This is a genomic window from Streptomyces kurssanovii (assembly GCF_040677245.1).
GTDB classification, from domain to species: domain Bacteria; phylum Actinomycetota; class Actinomycetes; order Streptomycetales; family Streptomycetaceae; genus Streptomyces; species Streptomyces kurssanovii.
In genome coordinates, this window is the sequence record NZ_JBFAQK010000036.1 from 44,947 (window position 1) to 67,597 (window position 22,651).

The 22,651-nt window shown below is 70.5% G+C and carries 19 protein-coding genes and 1 tRNA gene; 7 read left to right on the forward strand and 13 right to left on the reverse strand.

Annotated features, from left to right (window positions below; translation table 11 throughout):
* Nucleotides 1-14: 14 nt before the first annotated feature.
* Nucleotides 15-1,364, reverse strand: coding sequence for a lysine N(6)-hydroxylase/L-ornithine N(5)-oxygenase family protein (locus tag AB0K36_RS23205; RefSeq protein WP_364597538.1), 1,350 nt, complete (start codon nt 1,362-1,364; stop codon nt 15-17).
* A gap of 251 nt (nt 1,365-1,615) precedes the next feature.
* Here AB0K36_RS23205 and AB0K36_RS23210 point away from each other — a divergent pair, with 251 nt between their 5' ends.
* Nucleotides 1,616-2,563, forward strand: a complete 948-nt coding sequence (locus AB0K36_RS23210) for a methionyl-tRNA formyltransferase (RefSeq protein WP_364597541.1) — start codon at nt 1,616-1,618, stop codon at nt 2,561-2,563.
* Between the two features lie 348 nt (nt 2,564-2,911).
* A complete protein-coding gene (locus AB0K36_RS23215; RefSeq protein WP_364597544.1) occupies nt 2,912-5,500 on the forward strand; it encodes a SpoIIE family protein phosphatase in 2,589 nt (862 codons plus the stop codon).
* 83 nt (nt 5,501-5,583) lie between these two features.
* Here AB0K36_RS23215 and AB0K36_RS23220 read toward each other — a convergent pair.
* A tRNA-Pro gene (locus AB0K36_RS23220) sits at nt 5,584-5,657 on the reverse strand.
* 254 nt (nt 5,658-5,911) lie between these two features.
* Here AB0K36_RS23220 and AB0K36_RS23225 point away from each other — a divergent pair.
* Both AB0K36_RS23225 and AB0K36_RS23230 read left to right on the forward strand, forming a co-directional pair.
* The gene (locus AB0K36_RS23225) at nt 5,912-6,562 is read left to right on the forward strand and encodes a thiamine pyrophosphate-binding protein (protein ID WP_435877921.1); all 651 of its coding nucleotides are present in this window, start codon (nt 5,912-5,914) and stop codon (nt 6,560-6,562) included.
* A gap of 38 nt (nt 6,563-6,600) precedes the next feature.
* Nucleotides 6,601-7,521 carry a transketolase family protein gene (locus tag AB0K36_RS23230; protein WP_364597550.1) on the forward strand — a complete coding sequence of 307 codons (921 nt, stop codon included), beginning with the start codon at nt 6,601-6,603 and terminating at the stop codon, nt 7,519-7,521.
* Here AB0K36_RS23230 and AB0K36_RS23235 read toward each other — a convergent pair.
* The 3 genes from AB0K36_RS23235 to AB0K36_RS23245 form a co-directional block, all read right to left on the reverse strand.
* Nucleotides 7,506-8,249 carry a hypothetical protein gene (locus AB0K36_RS23235; protein ID WP_364597553.1) on the reverse strand — a complete coding sequence of 248 codons (744 nt, stop codon included), beginning with the start codon at nt 8,247-8,249 and terminating at the stop codon, nt 7,506-7,508. The genes AB0K36_RS23230 and AB0K36_RS23235 overlap by 16 nt on opposite strands.
* Before the next feature lie 294 nt (nt 8,250-8,543).
* Nucleotides 8,544-9,014, reverse strand: a complete 471-nt coding sequence (locus AB0K36_RS23240; protein ID WP_364597556.1) for a hypothetical protein — start codon at nt 9,012-9,014, stop codon at nt 8,544-8,546.
* A 177-nt stretch (nt 9,015-9,191) separates the two neighbouring features.
* A complete protein-coding gene (locus AB0K36_RS23245; protein ID WP_364597559.1) occupies nt 9,192-9,557 on the reverse strand; it encodes an MmcQ/YjbR family DNA-binding protein in 366 nt (121 codons plus the stop codon).
* A gap of 156 nt (nt 9,558-9,713) precedes the next feature.
* Between AB0K36_RS23245 and AB0K36_RS23250 the strand changes: the two genes are divergently transcribed.
* Nucleotides 9,714-13,241 (forward strand): ThuA domain-containing protein, encoded by a 3,528-nt coding sequence (locus tag AB0K36_RS23250; protein ID WP_435877916.1) that lies wholly within the window; start codon nt 9,714-9,716, stop codon nt 13,239-13,241.
* 14 nt (nt 13,242-13,255) lie between these two features.
* Complete coding sequence (locus AB0K36_RS23255; RefSeq protein ID WP_364597564.1) at nt 13,256-14,149, forward strand: sugar phosphate isomerase/epimerase family protein; 894 nt, start codon at nt 13,256-13,258, stop codon at nt 14,147-14,149.
* 64 nt (nt 14,150-14,213) lie between these two features.
* On the opposite strand, the gene AB0K36_RS23260 is transcribed toward AB0K36_RS23255, so the two are convergent.
* Genes AB0K36_RS23260 through AB0K36_RS23270 form a run of 3 tightly spaced genes read right to left on the reverse strand, consistent with a single transcriptional unit; the run spans nt 14,214 to nt 16,985 of the window.
* A complete protein-coding gene (locus AB0K36_RS23260) occupies nt 14,214-15,059 on the reverse strand; it encodes an ABC transporter ATP-binding protein (RefSeq protein WP_435877917.1) in 846 nt (281 codons plus the stop codon).
* Nucleotides 15,056-16,078, reverse strand: coding sequence for an ABC transporter substrate-binding protein (locus AB0K36_RS23265; protein WP_189465039.1), 1,023 nt, complete (start codon nt 16,076-16,078; stop codon nt 15,056-15,058). Before AB0K36_RS23265 ends, AB0K36_RS23260 begins: the two co-directional genes overlap by 4 nt.
* 43 nt (nt 16,079-16,121) lie before the next feature.
* The gene (locus AB0K36_RS23270) at nt 16,122-16,985 is read right to left on the reverse strand and encodes an ABC transporter permease (RefSeq protein ID WP_189465036.1); all 864 of its coding nucleotides are present in this window, start codon (nt 16,983-16,985) and stop codon (nt 16,122-16,124) included.
* Nucleotides 16,986-17,155: 170 nt separating this feature from the next.
* Between AB0K36_RS23270 and AB0K36_RS23275 the strand changes: the two genes are divergently transcribed.
* The gene (locus AB0K36_RS23275) at nt 17,156-18,277 is read left to right on the forward strand and encodes a LacI family DNA-binding transcriptional regulator (RefSeq protein WP_364597571.1); all 1,122 of its coding nucleotides are present in this window, start codon (nt 17,156-17,158) and stop codon (nt 18,275-18,277) included.
* Between the two features lie 116 nt (nt 18,278-18,393).
* Here the strand turns inward: AB0K36_RS23275 and AB0K36_RS23280 are convergent, their stop codons facing one another.
* From AB0K36_RS23280 to AB0K36_RS23300, 5 genes are read right to left on the reverse strand one after another with little or no spacing between them, the layout of a single operon-like run.
* Nucleotides 18,394-18,963, reverse strand: coding sequence for a GAF domain-containing protein (locus tag AB0K36_RS23280; protein WP_364597574.1), 570 nt, complete (start codon nt 18,961-18,963; stop codon nt 18,394-18,396).
* Nucleotides 18,960-19,592: a GTP-binding protein gene (locus tag AB0K36_RS23285; RefSeq protein WP_364597577.1), complete on the reverse strand. Its 633-nt coding sequence runs from the start codon at nt 19,590-19,592 to the stop codon at nt 18,960-18,962. Before AB0K36_RS23285 ends, AB0K36_RS23280 begins: the two co-directional genes overlap by 4 nt.
* Nucleotides 19,570-19,941, reverse strand: coding sequence for a DUF742 domain-containing protein (locus AB0K36_RS23290; RefSeq protein WP_364597580.1), 372 nt, complete (start codon nt 19,939-19,941; stop codon nt 19,570-19,572). Before AB0K36_RS23290 ends, AB0K36_RS23285 begins: the two co-directional genes overlap by 23 nt.
* A 2-nt stretch (nt 19,942-19,943) precedes the next feature.
* Nucleotides 19,944-20,378 carry a roadblock/LC7 domain-containing protein gene (locus AB0K36_RS23295; RefSeq protein WP_189465022.1) on the reverse strand — a complete coding sequence of 145 codons (435 nt, stop codon included), beginning with the start codon at nt 20,376-20,378 and terminating at the stop codon, nt 19,944-19,946.
* A gap of 7 nt (nt 20,379-20,385) precedes the next feature.
* Nucleotides 20,386-22,218 carry a sensor histidine kinase gene (locus AB0K36_RS23300; protein WP_364597583.1) on the reverse strand — a complete coding sequence of 611 codons (1,833 nt, stop codon included), beginning with the start codon at nt 22,216-22,218 and terminating at the stop codon, nt 20,386-20,388.
* Nucleotides 22,219-22,651 lie beyond the last annotated feature (433 nt).

Sequence of the window (22,651 nt, forward strand, 5' to 3'; positions counted from 1 at the left end):
TGGGAAGGTCCGGATCAGAGGGACGAACCGATCTCGTCGGCGGCGGCCTGCGGCGCGGCGGCCGGCCCCTCTCCCCGGTCGAGGATCGACTGAAGGATCTCGCCGACCCTGACCGCGGTGTTGGAGAGCAGCGACGACGTGATGCCGTGCGTGTGCTCGGTGCCCCCCTGCAAGTAGATGCCGCACCGCAGTTGAGGATCCGTCGCGACGCGGTAGTCACGCTCGACGCGGACGCGTCCCTCGTCGTCACGGTGGCAGAACTGCCGCACCTCGCCGAGGAGTCCGAGGGTGTCGGCGGTCCGGTACCCGGTGGCGTAGACGACGACGTCGGCGTCCAGCGGCGTCCGTTCCCCGGTGACCAGCGACTCGACGGTGGTGCGCACCTTGTCCGGCGTCTCCACGACGTCGGTGAGCCGGGACACCTTGAGGAACCTCAGGCGTTCGGTGCCGAGGACCTTCTCCTGGTACTCCTGGCGGTAGAGGTCGTCGATCAGATCGATGTCCACCACGGAGTAGTTGGTGTTGCCGTGGTAGCCGATCAGTTTGCGCTTGATCTCCTCCGGGGCGGTGAAGAATTCGTCGACCGCCTCGGGGTCGAAGATGCGGTTGGCGAAGCTGCTGTCGTCGGCGGGGCTGTAGCCGTAGCGGGAGAAGACGGCGCAGACCTCGGCCTTGGGGAAGCGCCGGTGCAGGAAGGCCACGTTCTCCGCGGCGCTCTGCCCCGCGCCGACCACGATGAAGCGGGTCGGATCCGCATCCTCCAGTCCGTCGACACGGGCCAGCAGGTCGGAGTTGTGCCAGATCCGGTCCGAGCGCTCGACGCCTTCCGGCATCTGCGGCCGCAGACCGGTGCCGATCACGAGGTTGCGGGCCCGGTGGACGACCAGTTCGGTTCCGGACCGGGCCGTCACATCCACGTACTGCACCACTCCGTCGACCACGACGGGACGCACGGCGACGACCTCGTGTCCGTAGGACACCATGTCGTCGACCTTGGCGGCGGCCCACTCGAAGTAGTCGTGGAACTCGACCCTTAACGGGAACAGGTTCTTGTGGTTGACGAAGTCGATCAGCCGGCCCTGGCTCTTCAGATAGCACAGGAAACTGAACTCGCTCGCCGGATTGCGCAGTGTCACCAGGTCCTTGAGGAAGGACACCTGCATGGTGGCGTCGTCGATCAGCATGCCGCGGTGCCAGCCGAAGCGAGGCTGCCGCTCGAAGAAGTGAGCGGTGACCGCCTCCTGCCTGCCGACGCCCGCGTTGTGCTCACTGAGCGCGATCGCCATGGCCACATTGGACGGCCCGAAGCCGATTCCTATGAGGTCGTGGATCAGTGGTGCGTCGCCAGGAAGAGCCTGTGACATGTCACTCCCATCATGCGGGACAGCCGCCAGTCGGTGCGTTGCGAAGAACGGGACCAGGCCACGCCGACGGAGCGGCGAGCGAGCGGAACTTAGGTAAAGCTAGCCTTATCTCCCCCGCCTGTCGATGGGGTGAAAGAGAAAAACCGGCCGACCGGTGGATCACGAACTCCGTTCCCCGCAGGGGCCGTTGCGCGCTTAGGTAAGCCTTGCTTAACTGACGTCGGTCCATCGCCGCTCTGAGGAGGAACCCCATGCGGGTCGTCATGTTCGGGTATCAGACCTGGGGGCACCGCACCCTGCAAGCGCTCCTGGATTCCGAACACGACGTGGTGATGGTCGTGACGCATCCCAAGAGCGAGCACGCGTACGAGAAGATCTGGAGCGACTCGGTCGCCGACCTCGCGGAGGAGCACGGCGTGCCGGTGCTGATCCGCAACAGGCCCGACGACGAAGAGCTGTTCATGCGGCTCAAGGAGGCCGATCCGGACATCATCGTCGCGAACAACTGGCGGACCTGGATCCCGCCGCGGATCTTCGGACTGCCCCGTCACGGCACCCTCAACGTCCATGACTCGCTGCTGCCGAAGTACGCCGGCTTCTCCCCACTGATCTGGGCGCTCATCAACGGCGAATCCGAAGTGGGCGTCACGGCGCACATGATGGACGACGAGCTCGACGCCGGGGACATCGTCGTCCAGCACGCCGTGCCGGTCGGGCCGACGGACACCGCCACCGACCTGTTCCACCGGACCGTCGATCTCATCGCCCCGGTCACCACCGAGGCACTCGCCCTGATCGCCTCCGGGCGCACCGACTTCACCAAGCAGGACCGGTCGCAGGCGAGCTTCTTCCACAAGCGGTCCGCCGAGGACATCCGCATCGACTGGAACTGGCCCGCGGAGGACCTCGAGCGGCTGGTCCGCGCCCAGTCCGCGCCGTACCCGAGCGCCTTCACCTTCCACAAGGGCAAGCGCCTGGAGATCCTGGCCGCGGTCGTGTCGGAGGGCCGCTACGGCGGCACCCCCGGCCGCGTCTTCTACCGGGAGTCGGGCGGCGTGGTGATCGTCGCCGGGGCGGACGCCCGCACCGGCCGCAACCACGGTCTCGCGATCACCCGGGTACGGACGGAGGACGGCGACGAGATGGCCGCGACCGACTACTTCACCTCCATGGGCGGCTACCTCACGAGCCGCCCCTGACGCCCCGGCCGGGCGGCTGCCTGCGAGAGGCCGCCGCGGCAGGGCGCCCGCGCGCCGACACCGCACGAGGGGGCGAGCGTCCCACCGGTCCCGAACACGGTGGAGGCCGTGTCATCACGCTCGACACGGCCTCCGACCTGCGTTTCCGCACAGCGGGACGACAAGACGTGAGCCGTCGGGACCCTTGTGGTGGCACTGATGCACAGCGTGAACGCTGGGAGCGTGCCCGCGGGGAGGTGTTACAACTGGGATTGTGAGCCCGTCTCCTCTCCCGTGCCCGGCGTTCCGGTGCGGTGGAACCTAGGCAGAAGATTCGGAAGCGTCGCCGGACAGGTCTTCGTCCTTCAGGTGGCGATCGTGGTGCTGCTCGCGGCCGGTGCCCTGCTGTCCCTGGTGCTGCAGTCGCGGTACGACATCGACCGTGAAGCGCGCAACCGGTCGGTTTCCGTGGCGCAGACCTTCGCGAGATCCCTGGGCCTGCAGGAAGCGCTGAGGTCGCCGGACCCGTCCGCGGTCCTGCAGCCCCTCGCCGAGGAGACGCGCCGGGCGGCGGGGGTGGACTTCATCGTGGTGATGGACACCCGCGGCATCCGCTACAGCCACCCTCAGCCGGACCGCATCGGCGAGCGGTTCATCGGCACGATCGAGCCCTCACTCGCCGGCCGGGTGCACACCGAGAGTGTGGAGGGGCCGCTCGGCAAGGAGATCCAGGCGATCGTGCCGGTCACCTCGCCCGAGGGCGACGTCATCGCCCTGGTCTCGGCGGGTCTGACGGTGGAGAGCGTGACCGGCATCGCCGAGCGACAGCTTCCGGTCATCCTCCTGGCCATCACCGGCGGTCTGGCACTGGCCACCATCGGCACGGCGCTGATCACCCGAAGACTGCGTCGCCAGACCCACGGCCTCGGAACCCATGAGATGACCCGCATGTACGAGCACCACGACGCCGTGCTCCACGCCGTCCGCGAAGGGGTGCTGATCACCGACGGCGAAGGACGGCTGCTCCTGGCGAACGACGAGGCCGGACGGCTGCTCGGCCTGCCGGACGACGCCGAAGGACGCCCCGTCGACAAGGTCGGCATGGATCCTCGGATGGCTGAACTGCTGCTGTCCGGCCGGGTGGCCACCGACGAGGTGCTGGAGGCCGGTGACCGGCTGCTCGTGGTCAATCAGCGGCCCACCCGCCCCCAGGGCCGCCCGCAGGGCTCCGCGGTCACCATCCGCGACTCCACCGAGATGCAGCTGCTGAGCAGCCGGGCGGAGACGGCCCGCAGGCGGCTCAAGCTGCTCTACGACGCCGGGGGCGACGTCGGCACCACGCTCGACGTGGTCCGCACCGCGGAGGAACTGGCCGACGTCGCCGTTCCCCAGTTGGCGGACTTCGTCACGGTCGACCTGGCCGACCCGGTGCTGAAGGGCGACGAGCCCGGCCCGGGCGCCGACATGCGGCGCACAGCGGTCAGCGGCATCCGCTCCGATCACCCGCTGTACCCGCTCGGCAGTCTCATCGACTTCCTGCCGTCCACGCCGCAGGCCCGCGGATACGGCACGGGCGCAGCCGAACTCGTGCCCGATCTCCATGACGCGCCGGGCTGGCACGCCCAGGACCCGCCCCGGGCATCGGCGATCGTCGGCTACGGGATCCACTCGCTCATCGCGGCTCCGCTGAAGGCCAGGGGCGTCGTGCTCGGGGTGGTCAACTTCTGGCGGTCGCAGAAGCCGGAACCCTTCGACGAGGAGGACCTGTCCCTGGCCGAGGAGCTCGTCGGCCGCGCCGCGGTCGCCATGGACAACGCCCGCCGCTACACCCACGAGCACAATCTCGCCGTGACGCTCCAGCGCAGCCTGTTGCCGCAGGATCTGCCCGAGCAGAGTGCCGTGGACGTCGCGCACTTCTACCAGCCCGCGCAATCCGGAGTGGGCGGGGACTGGTTCGACGTGATCCCCCTGCCGGGCAGCCGCGTCGGGCTGGTCGTCGGAGACGTCGTCGGGCACGGCCTGCACGCCGCGGCCACCATGGGGCGACTGCGCACGGCCGTACACAACTTCTCGTCCTTGGACCTGCCGCCCGACGAACTCCTCGCCCGCCTCGACACCCTCGTCCAGCGTATGGACCAGGAAGGCGACAGCGCCGCCCCGAACGGCGGCATCCTGGGCGCGACCTGCCTGTACGCCGTCTACGACCCGATTTCCCAGAACTGCGCCATGGCCCGGGCAGGACACATGCCGCCGTTCGTGGTCGCCCCGGACGGCTCGACGACGATTTCGGAACTGCCGGCCGGACCCCCGCTGGGGCTGGGAGGCATGCCGTTCGAGACCATGGAACTGCGCCTGGCGGAAGGCAGTCAGCTCGTCCTGTACACCGACGGGCTGGTCGAGGAGCGGAGCCGGGACATAGCGGAGGGCATGGAAAAGCTGCGCACGGCGCTGAGCCACCCCGACCGGGACCCGCACGCCAGCCGCCGCGCCGTACTCGAGGCCCTGCTCCCCAGTTGCCCGTCCGACGACATCGCCCTGCTCATCGCCCGCACACGGACCCTGGGAGCCGGCCGGGTCGCACAGTGGGACGTGCCGTTCGACCCGAGCGCGGTCGGTGCCCTGCGCGGCCTCACGGCCGAGCGACTCGAGGAGTGGGGCCTGCAGGAACTCGCCTTCACCACGGAACTGATCCTCAGTGAGCTCATCACCAACGCCATCCGGTACGGCGCCGCGCCGGTCCGCGTCCGCCTGGTGCGCGATCGCACCCTGACCTGCGAGGTGTGGGACGCCAGCAGCACCGCCCCGCACCTGCGGTACGCCGCCACCACGGACGAGGGAGGCCGGGGACTGTTCCTGGTGGCACAGCTCAGCGAGGTCTGGGGCACCAGGTACACACCGGAAGGCAAGGTCATCTGGGCCGAGCAGGTCCTGCCCACCGCCGGCGGTGCCCTCGCCTAGCGGTCCCCGCGGGTGGCCCGAAAACGATCAAGGGGCCGGTTCAGATTGCTCTGAACCGGCCCCTGATCTGCGACTCTCTCGAGTCGGGACGACAGGATTTGAACCTGCGACCCCTTGACCCCCAGTCAAGTGCGCTACCAAGCTGCGCCACGTCCCGATGCCCGCCTGACCTGGGGTTTCCCGTGGCCGAACGCGCATGAGAACAATACCGCACTCGGGGCGCTGGTCACGAACCCGTATTCCCCGTCGGGCGCGCTTGACCTCAAGTGGACTTGAGATTGCACGGTGGGTGCCATGACGAACACGGCTCTCTCCTCCGTATCCGCCGACGTCCACTCCGACGAGTCAGGCGGCCTGCCCAGCGCCTCCCGGCCCGGCTCGTCGCCCGGCTTCCGTGACCTCGGCCGGCTGATGGCCCTGATGACCGGCGACGAGAAGCACGGCCCCGCCGCCACCTCCACGCTCGACGCACTCTGGGTGCTGTACGACCGTGTACTGCGCGTGACCCCGGCGACCGCCGACGCTCCGGAGCGTGACCGCTTCCTGCTGTCCAAGGGGCACGGGCCGATGGCGTACTACGCCGTTCTCGCCGCCAAGGGGTTCTTCCCCGAGGAGTGGCTGGCGGGCTTCGGCTCGTACGACTCCCCGCTCGGTCACCACCCCGACCGCGTGCTCGTACCCGGGGTCGAGATCGGCAGCGGATCCCTCGGCCACGGTCTGCCGCTCGCCGTGGGCACCGCCCTCGGGCTGCGGGCCCAGGGGCTGACCGACCCGCGGGTCTGGGTCCTGATCGGTGACGCCGAGCTGGACGAGGGCAGCAATCACGAGGCCATCGCCTACGCCGGTCCTGCCGGCCTCGAGCAATTGCACACGCTCGTCGTGGACAACGCCTCCGCGACCCACGGCTGGCCCGGCGGCATCGCCTCCCGGTTCGAGGCGGCCGGCTGGTCGGCGCAGACGGTCGACGGCAGGGACCACGAAGCGCTGTACGCCGCGTTCACGGCGCCGCACCCGGGCCGGCCGCGGGCTGTCGTCGCCCGCGTCGAGCCCAAGAACGCCTGAGTACGCCCGTTCACCCGCCCAGAGGGGACTTCTTCACCATGGACACGATGCGTGACCGTTTCATCGCCACCACCTCCCGCCTCCTGGACGAGGAGCCGCGAACGGCTCTCGTCCTCGCCGAGATCAGCGCCGCCGGCTTCGAGCAGGCACAGCGCCGCCACCCGGACCGGGTGATCAACGTGGGCATCCGCGAGCAGCTCCTGATCGGCGCCGGAGGGGGCATCGCCCTCAGCGGGATGCGGCCGATCATGCACACCTTCGCGAGCTTTCTCGTCGAGCGGCCCTTCGAACAGGTGAAGCTCGACTTCGGTCATCAGAACACCGGCGGGGTGCTGGTGAGCGCCGGTGCCTCGTACGACTGGCCGGCCGGGGGCTTCACCCACATGTCGCCGGGGGACGTCGCCCTGCTGGACACGCTCGACGGGTGGACGGTCCATGTGCCGGGTCACCCGGACGAGGCCGAGGCGCTGCTCCGTCACGCGGTCACCGGCGACGGCAGGGTGTACGTGCGCCTGTCGCAGCAGAGCAACGCCGAGGCCAGGCCGGTCACCGGCGACCGGTTCCTCACCCTGCGCGAGGGTGGCGGTCCCGCGGTGGTCGCGGTCGGCCCGATGCTGGACAACGTCCTCGCGGCGACCGAAGGGCTCGACGTGAGCGTGCTGTACGCGACGACCGTGCGCCCCTTCGACCGGGAAACGGTCCGGGCGGCCGCGGGCGGCCGGGGTGACGTGGTGATCGTCGAGCCGTATCTCGAGGGCACCTCGACCACGGCCGCGAACGACGCCCTGGCGGACGTGCCGCACCGGGTGCTGGGCCTCGGTGTGGCGCGGCGGGAGCTGCGCCGGTACGGCACGATCGACGAGCACCTCGCCGCGCACGGCCTGGACCCGGTGTCGCTGCGGGCCCGCATCTCGGCGTTCGCCGGGCAGGGGGCCCTGGACGCTCACCGCCGGAGCTGAGGAGCGGGCCCCATGACGATCACCGGCTGCTTGGCCGGGTCCAGCGCGAGCAGCAGCCGGCGCATGTGGTCCTCCTGGAACGAGATGCACGCCTGGGTCGGACCCTCGTGGTCCACGTGGATCCAGACGCCGCTGCCCTTCTCCAGACCGAGCGGCCGCTCCTTGTCCAGCGGACTCGTCCCCGGGACACGGTTGTAGTCGATGGCGATCACGTAGTCGAAGGAGCCTTCGAGAGGCTCACCGAGGAAGCCGGTCCCCGGGGCGACGAACTCCTCGTCGTGGTCGTACGGCAGCCGGGTGCCGGGGTCCGGGGAGCGTCCACCGGCGTCGCCGAGGCCGAAGACCCCGATCGGAGTGCGCAGATCGCCCGCGTGGTGGTCGTTCGTCCAGCCCCGCAGGGCGTTGTGCGCGGGCCACGGTCCGGCGAGGGGTCGCCAGGAGCCCCGGGCGTCGCGCTCGTAGAGCACGCCCTGCGACGTGCTCGTGTCGGCCGTCCGGCCGGTCACGACCAGTGCCTGGCGGGTACCGCCGGGGATCCGTGAGCGGAACTCGGGGCCGAGGCCGGGGATCTGACGGACCGGCAGCGCCTTGGGGTCGGGGGCGGCCTGAGCCGCGGAGCTCTTCGCACCGTCGGCCGGTGCGGGGGCTGCGTCGGTGCAGCCGGTGAGGAGCAGCGCTGCGCAGACCGTCGCGGCCAGCGCACTCCCGGCGCTCTTGATGGCGGGCATGGGGGGGTCCTCCCGGCGTCGTGGAACGGCGGGCGATCCCTACCCGATCGCCGGGGGGAAGCGGTTGCCCGGGGCGCCCGCTCACCCGACCGGGGCACCGGCCGCGCGTCCATCCGGCCCGCAACGCTCACCGCGCTCAGCGCCCACGCCCCGGGCAAGGGCCCCCGGTGACCCGTCGGCAAGCGTGCTCGCGGACAGCAGGCGGAACGCGGAGCGCGGCCAGGGCCGCGTGTCGAGCCTGCGTCGAGAAGGGGCCGCGGGGCACGTGGCCCCGGGAGAGGGGCCACGCCGTCGCTACGACCACGAGATCCGGAACCGCTTCTCAGCACTTCTGACGTCGACGACGTCGAACCCGCCGTGGTGGCGCACGATGTGCTGGATGTCCCCCGAGGCGGTGTCCCTGACGAAGCCGGCCCATCCCTCCGTGGTCGCGTGCCGAAGCAGCCATTCGACGACCTCCATGACCACCCCGAACTCGTCCTCGTGGACGCAGATCCGGACGGTCAGGGCCCACGGAACAGCGCCGTTCCGATCGGGCCGGTCCACAGCAGGCACCAACAGGGAGACGTCCGCCCCCTCGAACGCATGACTCGCCGAACCGGCGGCGAAGACCTGCCAGGGGTACCCCCAGGTCTTCCAGTCGGCGGAGCTCGGCGCCGACGGCATCTCAGCCTGCCCCAGGAGCCATCTGACCTCCTGGAGCGCAGGTTCGGACAGGTCCGGCGACAGGTCCACCGTCAGGAACAGGTCGTAGTAGTCACTCACGCCGTGAGCCTAGCCATGGGCCCCGGCACAGGACCGGTGGCACTGTTCAGGCTTGCGCAAGGCGCCGCGGGGGCAGGCGTCGGAGTCTGCGTCACGAACCCGGTGGCAGGGGCCTGGACCTGACGGTGAACGGGGCCTGGCGGCGATCCGGGCCGGCCCGACCACAGGGCCCCGCCGTCAGGGCGGCGGGGGCGCCAGCTCCGGATGCGCGTCGAGCAGTTTGCGCGGGGCCGCCTGGCGCCATGAGTCGAGCAGGATCGCGTACAGCTCCTCCTCGTCGTCCAGGGCATCGAGCCGCACCCGCAGCCAGGCGTAGTGGTCGTCGTGCCCCTCGCGCAGGAAGAACTTGGCGGGCTCCGCGGCGATCAGCTCGGCGCGGTCCTCCTTCGGGCACTTCACGCCCATGACCCGGTCGTCGTCGGCCAGCGACGCGAAGATCCGGCCGCGGGGCTCCAGCCGGAAGGTGGGCATGCCCCAGGCGAGCTTCTCGATCGCTCCCGGGAGGGCGAGCGCGATCCTGCGTACGTCGTCGGCTGTGGCCATGGCACCACCGTAAGCGCTGCCACCGACAGCGGCCCAACTGCCGCGCCACACTGCACGCTTCCGACCCATTGACCCCTCACGACGGCTGAACCTACGCTGTCCGGCGTACTCAGAAAGCGCTTTCTAACCCGCAGCCCTACCAGCACCGGGAGCGCCATGAGAAGTCTTCGACAAGAACCGCCCGGACACCCACAACGGCCGCCACGGCCGCGAGCGTCCGGACGGCCGGGAGCCCGTCGCACCGCCCTGTCAACCGTCCCCGTCATCACCGCACTGCTGGCGCTGCTTCTCGGACTCGGGGTGACCCTGTCGCCCCGCGCCGAGGCGGCGCCTTATCGCGTGCTCGTCTTCTCCAAGGTCACCAACTTCAGCCACGACTCGATCCCCGCGGGCATCGAGGCGATCAAGAAGCTCGGCAGCGAGAACGGCTTCGAGGTCGAAGCCACCGACGACGCCACCGCCTTCACCGACGAGAACCTCGCCCGCTTCCAGGCGATCGTCTTCAACAACACCAACTCCACACCGGAGAGCGGCGATCTGCTGGACGCGGCGCAGCGCGCCGCACTCCAGAAGTTCGTCCGAGGCGGCGGCGGATGGGTCGGTCTGCACGCCGCCTCCGCGAGCGAACGCGACTGGGGCTGGTACGAGGGTCTGGTCGGCGCCATCTTCGACAAGCATCCGGCCGTACAGACGGGCCGGATCAAGGTGCTGGACCCGTCACACCCCTCCACCGAAGGCCTTCCCGAGCTCTGGGAGCGCACGGAGGAGTGGTACAACTGGCGCACCAACCCGACCGGCAAGGTCCACACGCTCGCCCAGATCAAGGTGCGCGACGGGATCACCGGCCTCGACGAGGGCGTCGACCACCCGTGGTCGTGGTGCCAGAACTACGACGGCGGACGTTCCTGGTTCACCGCCGGCGGCCACGCCAAGTCGGCTTTCCAGGAGCCGGACTTCCTGAAGCACCTGCTCGGCGGAATCCAGTGGGCCGCGGGCAACAAGCCCGGGGACTGCACCGCGACGAAGACGGGCGCCTTCCAGCGGACACCGCTCGCCACCAGCGACCTCGCCGACCCGTTCGAGCTGGCGGTGGCTCCCGACCGCCGCGTCTTCTTCATCGAGCGCACCGGCAAGGTGAAGGTGATCGACCAGTCGACGCTCAAGGTCACCACCGTGCTCGACTTCGAATACACCCCCGAGATGACCAGCCAGTCCGACGGGCTGCTGGGACTCGCCCTCGACCCCGACTTCGCCGAGAACAACTGGCTCTACCTGCTGAACTCCGACAAGACCGAGAAGCGGCTGAATCTCTCCCGCTTCACCGTCACCGGCAACTCCATCGACCCGGCGTCCGAGAAGCGGCTGCTGACCGTCCCGACCCTGCGGGGCGAAGGACGGGCCAACTCCCACATGGCGGGGTCGATCGCGTTCGACAAGCACGGCGACCTCTACATCGCCACCGGCGACAACACCGACCCGTTCGCTTCCGACGGCTTCGCGCCGATCGACGAGCGTGAGGGCCGCCGCGCCTGGGACGCCCAGGGCACCTCCGGCAACACCAACGACCTGCGCGGCAAGATCCTGCGCATCACGCCCAAGGACGACGGCACGTACGCGGTGCCCGAGGGCAACCTGTTCGCCCCCGGCACGGAGAAGACGCGTGCCGAGATCTACGCGATGGGTATGCGCAACCCGTTCCGGATCACCACCGACCCGGACAGCGGCGCGCTGATGGTCGCGGACTACGGCCCGGACGCCCGCGCCGCCGACCCGGACCGCGGCCCCGAAGGCACCGTCGAATACACGCGCATCACCAAGGCGGGCAACTTCGGCTGGCCGTACTGCGTGGGCAACAACACCCCGTTCAACGACTACGACTTCGCGACCGGGACGTCCGGCCCGAAGTTCGACTGCGCCGACCTGGTCAACGACTCGCCGAACAACACCGGCCTCACCGACCTGCCGCCGGCCCAGCCGGCCACCGTCTGGTACGCGTACTCGGCCTCCCCTCAGTTCCCCGAGCTCGGCACCGGCGGCGGTGGCCCGATGAGCGGACCGGTCTACGACCACGACGAGGCCAACACCTACCAGGGCAAGTTCCCGGCGGCCTTCGACGGCAAGTGGTTCGCCTACGAACTGACCCGGAAATGGTTCAAGACCTTCTCCATCCAGCAGCAGGACCAGACCTTCACCGACCCGCGCTTCGCCCCGGTCAAGGCGGGGGACCTGCACTCGATCAACCCCGTCTTCGGCGACATGGCGTGGAACCAGCCCTTCGACGCCGACTTCGGCCCGGACGGCGCGCTGTACGTCATCGACTTCGGGCTCGGCAGCGGTACCGGACGCGGCGGCAGCAACGAGGGCTCCGGTATCTACCGCATCGACCACGTCGGCGACAACCGGCTGCCGGACGCCAGGGCCACAGCCACGCCGGACAGCGGTTCCGTGCCGCTGACGGTGGCGTTCTCCAGCGAGGGCTCCGGGCTGCCCGACGACGAACCGGTCAGCTACGCCTGGGACTTCGACGGGAACGGCACGACCGACTCGACAGAGGCGAACCCGACCCACGTCTACCAGGACAAGGGCCGCTTCACCGCCCGGCTCACCGTCACCGGCCCCGGAGGACTCACCGGGCTGGCCGTCCAGGACATCACCGTGGGCAACACCCGGCCACAGGTCACCATCCAGCAGCCGCCGGACGGCGGGATGTTCGGCTTCGGCGACACCATCCCCTTCACCGTGAAGGTCAAGGACAAGGAGGACGGACAGGGGATCGACTGCTCGCGGGTGGTCGTCCAGTCGCAGCTCGGCCACGACTCCCATCTCCACCCGCTGGACAACTACACGGGATGCGCCGGCGAGATCACGACCGACGCCGGTGACAGCCACGGTCCCGGCCAGAACCTCTACTACGGCATCACCGCGCAGTACGAGGACGAGGGAGCACCGGGCGTGCCCGCCCTCACCGGGTCCGCCTCGCTGACCCTGCGCACGGCGTTCCGCGAGGCCGAGCACATGACGTCGACCGGTGGGGCGAACCAAGGAGCCGTCGTGGGCAGCCGCGGCGACGCTTCCGGCGGGAAGCGGCTCACCGAGATCGAGCACGGCGACTGGATCAGCTTCGACCCCGTCAGCCTCAAGGGCATCGACTCGGTGACCGTGGGTGCGGCCTCCGGCGGCATCGGCGGAAGTATCGAGTTCCGGGCCGGATCTCCGACCGGTGAACTGCTCGGCAAGGTCACCGTCCCGGCCACGGGCGGCTGGGGCAACATCGTCTCCCCGACGACGCCGCTGACGGACCCCGGCGGCACGATGAAGCTGTACGCCGTCTTCACCAACCCCGACTGGAGTGCCGACAAGCCGGACCTCTTCGCCGTCGACTGGCTGCACTTCAACGGCCACGGCGTGGAGAAGCGCCAGGGTGCGGCCGTCACGGTCGCCGCCGCTCCGGCCACGGGCAGCGCGCCGCTCACCGTGCGGCTGACCGGCAGCGTGAAGCTGCCGGAGGGCCGCACCGCCGCCTCCTACCACTGGGACTTCGGCGACAACACCCGGCCCGCGGGTGAGGAGACCGCTACGGCGACACACTCCTACGCCCGCCCGGGCGCCTACACCGCGCATCTCACCGTCACCGACGACAAGGGCGACACGACCAGCGGCTTCGTCCGCATCGACGTCCGTTGAGAAGGGACATCCGAATGAACGGCACCAGACGCGCATTCCTCGGCAGGGCACTCGGCGTCGCCGCCGCTGCCGCGGCGGCGACCGCAGCAGGCCCGCTCTCGTACGCTGCCGCGGCGGACGGGACGGCTCCCGAGACGGCGCAGCGCTTTCGCCGCATCCCGCCCGCCGGGATCGGCATGCACCTCTACACCATGCGTACCCCTCTCGCGGCGGACTTCAAGGGGACCCTCGCCCGGCTCGCGCAGATCGGTTACGCGACGGTCGGCGTGAGCGGCCGGCACGGGAACAGCGCGGCCGCGATCCGCTCCATGCTCGACGAGACGGGTCTGCGGGCGGTCCTCGAACACGTGGGTTACGACATCGTGCGCGGCAGCGGACTGCCGCGGGCCATCGAGGACACCCACACCCTCGGCGCACGGTGGATCGTCGTGCCGAGCCTGCCCGGGGCGATGCACACCCCGGCCGGATTCCGTGAGGCGGCCCGGGAGTTCAACAAGGCGGGCCTCGCCGCCCGCAACGCGGGTCTCGGCCCGGTGCTGTTCCACAACCACGGCGCCGACCACCAGGTGGTGGACGGCGAGAACCTGTACGACATCCTGCTGCGGGAGACCGACCCCGAGCTCGTGGGCTTCGAGCTGGACGTCTACTGGGCGGCCAAGGGCGGCGGCAGCGATCCGCAGGACCTGTTCGTGGAGCACCGCCGGCGCTTCCCGGCGCTGCACGTCAAGGACATGGCGCCGAGCGGCGGGTTCGCCGACGTCGGCTCCGGGGTCCTGGACTTCGCGGCGATGTTCGACACCGCGCGCAGCGGCGGTGTGAAGCAGTGGCTGGTCGAGCACGACGCGCCGGCCGACCCGTTCGCCACCGCGCAGAACAGCTACACCCACCTGGCGAACCTCAGGTACTGAGCGCACACCGAGAAGGAGCCCCGCACCACCCCCGGGGGGTGGTGCGGGGCTCCTGCTTGCGTGGTCAGTCCTGCGCGGAGGCCGCGCCGAGCAGGCCGCGGATGTGGGTGGTGGCCTCGCGGAACTCGGGCCGCCCCATCGTCTCGGTGTAGTCCCGTTCCGGGGGCAGTCCCACGTCGATGATCTCGGTGATGGTGCCGGGCCTCGCGCTCATCACGACCACCCGGTCGGCGAGGTAGCAGGCTTCGGAGATCGAGTGGGTCACCAGCAGCACCGTGGTGCCGGTCTCCCGCCAGATCCGGTTGAGTTCGGTGTTCATCTGCTCGCGGGTCAGCGCGTCGAGCGCGCCGAACGGCTCGTCCATGAGCAGCACGGGCGGCTCGTGCAGCAGGGCGCGGCACAGCGCGACGCGCTGCTGCATGCCGCCGGAGAGTTCGTGCGGCAAGGCGTCCTCGAAGCCGCTCAGCCCCGTCATCGCGATGAGTTCGTCGGCGCGCCTGCGCCCGAGCTCGGCCGGCATCTTCCGCATCTCCGCCTGGAGCAGGATGTTGCGGCGCGCGGAGCGCCACTCCAGCAGGGCGGCGCGCTGGAACACGTACCCGATGTCGTGGCGCGGCCCCTGCACCCGCTCGCCGCCGAGCAGCACATCGCCCGTGGACGGCTTGAGCAGCCCCGCGACCAGTTTGAGCAGGGTCGACTTGCCACAGCCCGACGGCCCGACGATGGCGACGAACTCCCCTGCCCTGACGTCGAGATCGACGTCGGTCAGCGCGGTCACATCGCGGTTCTTGGTGCGGAAGCGGACGGCGACGTCCTTGATGCCGACCGCCGGGGTGGTGGCGGACGGGCCGCCCTGTCTGTCGTTCGTCACGTCCGGCTCCCGCACGGTGGTGTTCCTGGGCATCGTCATCCCTTCATCGCGGTCGCGCTGTCCCAGTACTCCTCGACGGCCTTGGGGCTGCCGACCAGTCCCGCCTCGGCGAAGACGTCGATGGTCTGCTGCCAGTCGGCCTCGGTGTTCACGCCGGGGGCCAGCCCCTTGGTCGCGTCGGTGTGCAGCAGCGTGAGCGTGGTGGCGAACTGCTCGGCCAGCACCTCCTTCGGCGGCAGCTGCTCGCTCGCGCCGTCCATCGAGGCGACGGCCGGCTCGGGCGCCTTCTCTGCGGCCGCGAAGGACTCGCTGACCGCCTTGGCCATGCGCTGCGCGAGGTCCTTCTTGCCGGTGAGGACCTTCTGGCCGGCGATGAGGCCGTTGGAGTAGAAATTCAGGCCGTTCTCGGAGAACCGGAGGTAGGAGACGGGCTTCTTGGCCTTGTTCTGCATGGTGGGGCCCTGGTCGCTGGCGTAACCCAGCAGGCCGTCGGTCTTGCCGGAGATCACCGCGGCGATCTTGCCCGCCGGGTCGGTGTTCTGGACCTTGACGTCGGACTCGCCGAGGCCGTTCTTCTTCAGGAAGATCGGGAACGTCTTGGACAGGGCGTCACCGGCGGTGCCCGCGATGGTCCTGCCCTTGAGGTCGGCGGGGCTCTTGATGTTCTGCGACTCGAAGAACTGCACCGAGGACGGGGTGGTCTGGAGAAAGACGCCGAGGCTCTTGACCTTGACACCGGCGTCGACACCGGACAGCACGGCCGGTGTGTCGGCCCAGCCGAAGTCGGTCTGGCCCGCGCCGGTCGCCTGCACCGTCTTCTGGGAACCCTGGCCGGCGCGTATGTCGAGGTCGATGCCGTGCTTCTCGAAGATCTTCTGCTGCTTGCCGTAGTAGAACGGCGCGTGCTCTCCGTACGGGTACCAGTTGAGGGTCAGCGTCACCTTCTCCAGCTTCTTGCCGGAGGAGCTGGTGGATGTGCCGGAGTCGTCCCCGCCGCAGGCGGTGGCGGCCAGGAGCAGCGGTACGAGGCCGGTCAGAAGCAGTCTGCGCGCAGTCATTGCTGGTCCTTCTCGTCGACTTGGAACGGTGCCCGGGGGTCGGTCAGTAGGTGGTGGTGACGCCGGTCTCCCGGCGGCTCGCGTGCCACGGGAGCAGCAGCTTCTCGGCGATCTCGACGAGGACGAAGAGGACGACGCCGATCAGGGACATCACGAGGAGGCCGGCGAACAGCATGGGGGTGTCGAGGTTTCCGTTGGCCTGGAGGATCACGTAGCCGAGCCCCTCGTTGGCGCCGACGAACTCACCGACGACCGCACCGGTCACGGCGAGGGTCACCGCGACCTTCAGGCCGGAGAACAGATGCGGCAGGGACGCGGGCATCCTGATCTTCACGAAGGTCTGCCAAGGGCTCGCCCCCATGGTCGAGGAGAGCTGGAGCATCTCCGGGTCGACGGCCTTGAGCCCGGTCACCATGGAGATGACGACGGGGAAGAAGGCGATCAGGACGGCGATGAGGATCTTGGGTGCGATGCCGAAGCCGAGCCACACCACGAACAGGGGCGCGATGGCGATCTTCGGAACGACCTGTGCGAACAGCAGGATCGGGTACAGGGTCTTCTCGACGGTGGCCGAGTACACCATGATCACGGCGGCGAACACCCCGACGACCACCGCGATCAGGAAGCCGAGGAGCGTCTCGTAGGTGGTCACCCAGCTGTGCTGCCAGATGTAGTCGGCCTTGCCCGTCAGCACGTCCAGCGTCGCGCCGGGCGACGGAACGAGGTAGGGCTCGACCAGTTCGGCGGCGGCGATCACCCACCAGACGGCGAAGCAGGCGAGGAGCAGGGCGACCGGGCGCCAGCTCTGTTCGAGCAGGCGGGACGCCCGCTCCCCCGGGCTCGGCCTCTCACGCCGGTCGACTCCCGCCACCTTCACGGGTGCTGCCTTGATGGCGCTCTGACTCACGGTCAACTCCTGGTGCGCTCCGGAGCGGCTGAATCGATGCGGGAGAAAACGCTTTCAGAAAGCGCTTTCTGATAAGGTGTCGCCACGCTAATGACTGCTCGTCCGCACGGTCAATAGGTCGTCCCGAAGTTTCGGGGGGTCAAGTGAGTGAACGGGAAACACAGGCTCATGTGACGCTGGACGCTGTCGCCCGCCGGGCGGGAGTGTCCCTCGCAACCGCGTCACGAGCCCTGAACGGCACCACCCGGGTACGGGAGGACCTGCGCAGCCGGGTGCGCGCCGCAGCGGATCAGCTGGGCTACATCCCCAACGCCCATGCCCAGGCGCTCGCCAGCGCGTCGAGCAACACGGTGGGCCTGATCTGCCACGACGTCGGCGATCCCTACTTCGCCGCCATCGCCGCCGGGGTGATGCGCGCCGCCGCGGCGAAGGACCTGCTGGTGATGCTCGCCAGCACCTTCCGCGAACCGGCCCGCGAGATCGCCTACGTGTCCACGCTGCGCGCCCAACGGGCGCGCGCCATCCTGCTGATCGGCTCCGGCTTCCAGGACCGGTCGTGGGAGCGCGCGCTCGCCGCGGAACTCGACCCGTACGTACGGGCCGGCGGTCGCGTCGCGGTCGTCAGCCGGCACCGCAGCCTGCGGGCCGACGCCGTACTGCCGGAGAACCACGGCGGGGCCGCGGCCCTGGCCCGGGCCCTGCTCGACCTCGGCCACAGGGAATTCGCGGTGCTCAGCGGCCCGCCGTCGCTGACCACCGTCGCCGACCGGCTCGCCGGCTTCCAGGAGGAGCTGGCCAGGGGCGGCGTCGAACTGCCGCCGGAACGCATCGTGCGGGGTCCGTTCACCCGCGAGGGCGGCTACGCGGCCGCTCGCACCCTGCTCGCCCGCGGCAACCGGCCCACCTGTGTGTTCGCGGTGACCGACGTGATGGCGGTCGGCGCGCTCGCCGCCTTCCGGGAGCAGGGGGTGCGCGTACCGGAGGACATCTCGCTCGCGGGATTCGACGACATCCCCCTCGTACGGGAACTCTCGCCACCGCTGACCACGGTCGCCCTTCCGCTCACCGCCATGGGAGAGGAGGTCATGGCACTCGCCCTGCGCGAGCCCCGGGGCCCACGGTCCCGGGTGCTGCGGGTGGGCGGAGAGGTCGTCCTGCGGGCCAGCGTCGCTCCCCCACCGACACCACCGGCCGCACCGGTCGCGGTTCCGGGCGGGGGCGCGCAGCAACTGACCGCGAGCCCCTCAAGCGCCGGAGGCACCGACCGGTACCTCGGCGCGCCGGAGCGCTGACCACCGCCGGAGCTGACCGGTGCGGCCAGTGCCGTCGTCATGTGGCAGGGCCGCGCACCCGTGGAATGCCGCACGGAAGGACCGGAGGGGCGCTTGCCGCGCCCCGTGGCGTCGCGTCAGATACGGCCGTCCTCCCGGCGGTGGATCTGCTCGACCAGGTCCGCCGCGAGCGACTTGATGGTCTCCAGACCTGCCCGGCCCCAGGCCCGCGGCTCGGTGTCGACCACGCAGATGGTGCCCAGTGCGATGCCCGTACGGTCGATCAGCGGCGCACCCAGGTACGAGCGGATGCCGGCCTCGTCGACGACCGGGTTCCCGGCGAAGCGCGGGTAGTCGCAGACGTCCTCCAGCACGAGCGCCTTGCGGCGCACGACCACATGCGGGCAGTACCCGTGGTCGCGTGCCATGAACCGGCTCACCTCCGTACCTCCCGCCGCGGGACCCGGCTCGCCGCCGCGGCGGGGGCCCGACGGGGTGTGCAGCCCGGCGAAGAACTGACGGTTCTCGTCGATGAAGTTGACCATGGAGTACGGCGCCCCGGTCATCTCGGCGAGCCTGCGGGCGAAGTCGTCGAACGCCGCGTCCGGGCGCTCCCCGAACCCGAGCTGGCGCAGCCGCAGCACCCGTGCGGGTGCCTCGCGGTCCACCGGGGTCAGCAGCAGACGGCCGGTGGGGTCGTACGTCATGTCGGTGCTCCATAGCTCGGTGCCGGGCCCGGCACGGCGGCGGTAGTGGTGAGCAGGTGCTGGACGAGAGTCACCAGGGTTCCGATGCCCGAACTGGCGATCCGCGCGTCGCACAGCACGACCGGTACCTCCGGCTTCAGGTCGATCGCCGCCCGCACCTCCTGCGGGTCGTAGCGGTAGGCACCGTCGAACTCGTTGACGGCCACGACGAATCCGATGCCGCGCCGCTCGAAGAAGTCGACGGCGGAGAAGGAGTCCTCGAGCCTGCGGGTGTCGGCGAGCACGACGGCGCCGAGGGCGCCCTCCGACAGTTCGTCCCACATGAACCAGAAGCGTTCCTGGCCCGGTGTCCCGAAGAGATAGAGCACATGGTGCTCGTCCAGGGTCATCCGGCCGAAGTCCATGGCGACCGTGGTGGTCGTCTTGGACTCGACACCCTCCAGACTGTCGGTCGCGGCGCTGACCTGGGTGAGCAGCTCCTCCGTGCTGAGCGGTTCGATCTCGCTGACCGCTCCGACGAAGGTCGTCTTGCCCACCCCGAACCCGCCCGCGACGAGGATCTTGAGCGCGGTGGGGAACTGGTCGCCACTCTCGGCGACGCGGGTGTCAGAGCCGTCGTCGTAGGCCATCGAGCACCGCCTCCAGCAGTGAACGGTCGGTGGGTGTGTCATGGGTGCGCGGCGCCCGGGCCGTGACGGCGCCGCAGTCGACCAGGTCGGACAGCAGCACCTTGGTGACGACGGCCGGCAGCCGTAAGTGCGCGGAGATCTCGGCGACCGACGTCGGACCGTGGCACAGGCCGAGCGCCGTGGTGTGCTCGGGACCGAGATGCGCCTGCGGCGCGGTGCCCGTGGCCATCACCATGGAGAGCAGGTCCAGCGCGGCCGTCGGACGGGTGCGCCCACCGCTCACCGTGTACGGACGGATCAGCCGGCCCGCCGCGTCGTCGAGGAGCGGCCCGTCCGTGGGCGAGGGCATGATCACCGCCTCGCGGCGCTCGGTGCTCCGGCGGGCTGTCTGACGGGCGTGACCAGATAGGGCCGCACGCTCTTGACCAGCATCGCCATCTCGTAGCCGAGTACGGCGGCGTCGGCCTCCCGTCCCGCGAGGACCGCGAGACAGGTGCCCGAGCCGGCGGTGGACACGAACAGCAGCGTGGAGTCGAGCTCGACCACGACCTGGCGTACCTCGCCGCCGTCGCCGAAGCGCGCTCCGGCGCTGCGGCCCAGCGAGTACAGGCCGGAGGCCAGGGCCGCCATGTGGTCGGCGCTGTCGTTGTCCAGACCGTGCACCGATTTCACGAGGCCGTCGGAGGAGAGCAGCACCGCGTTACGGGTGTACGGCACACGCTGGACCAGACCGCTCAACAACCAGTCGAGGTCCGAGACATGGCCGGTCGGCACATCGCTCGCCATGGTGCATCTACTCCTTGATGGTGGGTTCGTCACGCTGGGGGTCCGACTGTCCGGACAGCGGTGCCGCCCGTTCCGGCTCGTTCTCCGCGAGGCCGATACCCCGCTGGAAAGCTGCCATCAGACCCGGGTCGTGCAGGGCCTCTTCGTCGTCCCTGCGGGGCGCGGGGGCGTCCCGCAACTGCGGGACGAGGTGCTCCTGGATGCGGCGCTTGGGCAGCTGGGGGCGGCCCATCGTGCCGCGGACCACCGGCCGTTCGGGCGGTTCCGCCAGGCCGGGGCCCGGTCCGGCGTCGGACCCGGGCGAGGCCGTGTGGTGGCCGTCGCCGAAGCGACCGGCACCCGGCACGGGCCGTTCGCCGCGCTCCCCGCGCACGGGCAGGGGCGCGTCCGCCGTGCCGGCCCCGGCCGGCTGCCGTTGCGCCGGCACCGGCCCGGTCTGCGCGGACAGGGCCGACCGCGGCAGCGACGGCGGCGACATGGCGGCGACGCTGGGCCCGTTCATGTGCGTTGCGGGCGGGCGCGCGGCCGTCGTCCCGTGCTCGGCCGCGCCGTCGTGGTCGGCTCCCAGCAGGCTCTGCGGCAGCACGAGTACGGCCTGGACGCCGCCGTAGATGTTCGTCTGGAGCCGAACGGCGATGCCGTGGCGGCGGGCCAGCGCGGACACGACGAACAGACCGATCCTGCCGTCCTGGAGCAGACTGGCGACGTTGACCTGGTCGGGGTCGGCGAGCAGGGCGTTCATCTTGTCCTGCTCCTGGGGCGGCATGCCGAGCCCGCGGTCCTCGACCTCCACGGCGAGCCCGGCCGTGACGTGCTGGGCGCGCAGCAGGACCTGGGTGTGCGGCGCGGAGAACAGCGTGGCGTTCTCGACCAGTTCCGCCAGCAGATGGATCACGTCGGCGACCACGTGGCCGCGCAGTGTGCCGGCGATGGGCGGCACCAGCTTGACCCTCGGGTACTGCTCCACCTCGGCGATGGCGGACCTGAGCACCTCCGTCATGGTGACCGGGTGGGACCACTGCCGCCGGGAGACGGCGCCGCCGAGGACGGCGAGGTTCTCCGCGTGGCGGCGGATCCGGGTGGCCAGATGGTCGACGTGGAAGAGGCCCTTGAGCAGCTCCGGGTCCTCGACCTCGTTCTCCAGCTCGTCGAGCAGCTGGATCTCGCGGTGCACCAGGGACTGCAGCCTGCGGGCAAGATTGACGAAGACTTCGACCTTCTGTTCGTTGCCCACGCTGCTGGAGAGCCGGGACGCCTGCACCACGGCCGCGAGCGCGGCGTCGTGCGAGCGCGCCAGATCGAGGGCGAGAAGGTCGAACTCGTCCCCGCCCGAAGGCCCTTGTTCCGGCGTACGGCGGGGCGGCGGGCCCTCGCCGCGCCTGAGCCCGTCCACGGCGGTGCGCAACTCCTCCTGGGCCCGGGCGGTGGTGCGGCGAAGCTCGGAACACCGGTCGAGCACGGCCGTGGCCGCCCGGTCGGCGCCGCGCGCGGCGACCGCAACGGCGGCCAGGGCGAGCGCCGCCATGGCGCTCAGCGCGACCCCCAGGCCGGCGGACGGTTCGGGAGCGCCGGCGCGCAGCGTCATGACCACCGCGGTCGCACCGCTGAGGGCGGCGACCACGGTCGGCAGGACGGCCGTGCGCAGCAGTTGGGGTCGTATGCGGACTTCCGGCGGCGCGGCCGCGCTCCTGCCGGGTGTCCTTCTGGAAGGTGTCCTGCCGGAGGGTGTCCTGCCGGAAGACGTCCGGCCCGCGGACGACAGTGAGCGGGCACCTGGCCGGCCGTGACGCCCGCCCTCTCGGCGGTCGGACCGCGCGGCTGGTGCGCGTAGTTGAGACATCAGCGTCCTCGGTACGTGGGGCCCCAGGGATCGGCGTACTGCGATTGATCGGCATGACTCCACGGCGGAACCCGGGCACACGAACGAGAGCCCACCGTCGATCACCGGCAACACACGGTAGTCGCCGGGGGTGGGGGTGGGCCGAGCTGTTGCGAAAGTTACCCGCTATGGGTCGCGCTCTGGTATGAGGGCTCGCACGGCAGACCGAATGGGGGGTGGGTGTGGGGGGCGGGGCCCGCTGCGCGGGGCCGTTCCCCTACCCGCCCCTTCCCGAACCGGGGCACGCCCCGGACCCCCAGGCGGGCTGACTTGGTCAGCCTCGCCGGCGTTTGAGGTCCGCGTCACTCCTCCTGCGGGCGGGCGAGTTCGGCGTCGGCCCGCAGGATGCGCTGCTGGAGGCTGGAGAGTTCGGGACGCGGGTCGACGCCCAGTT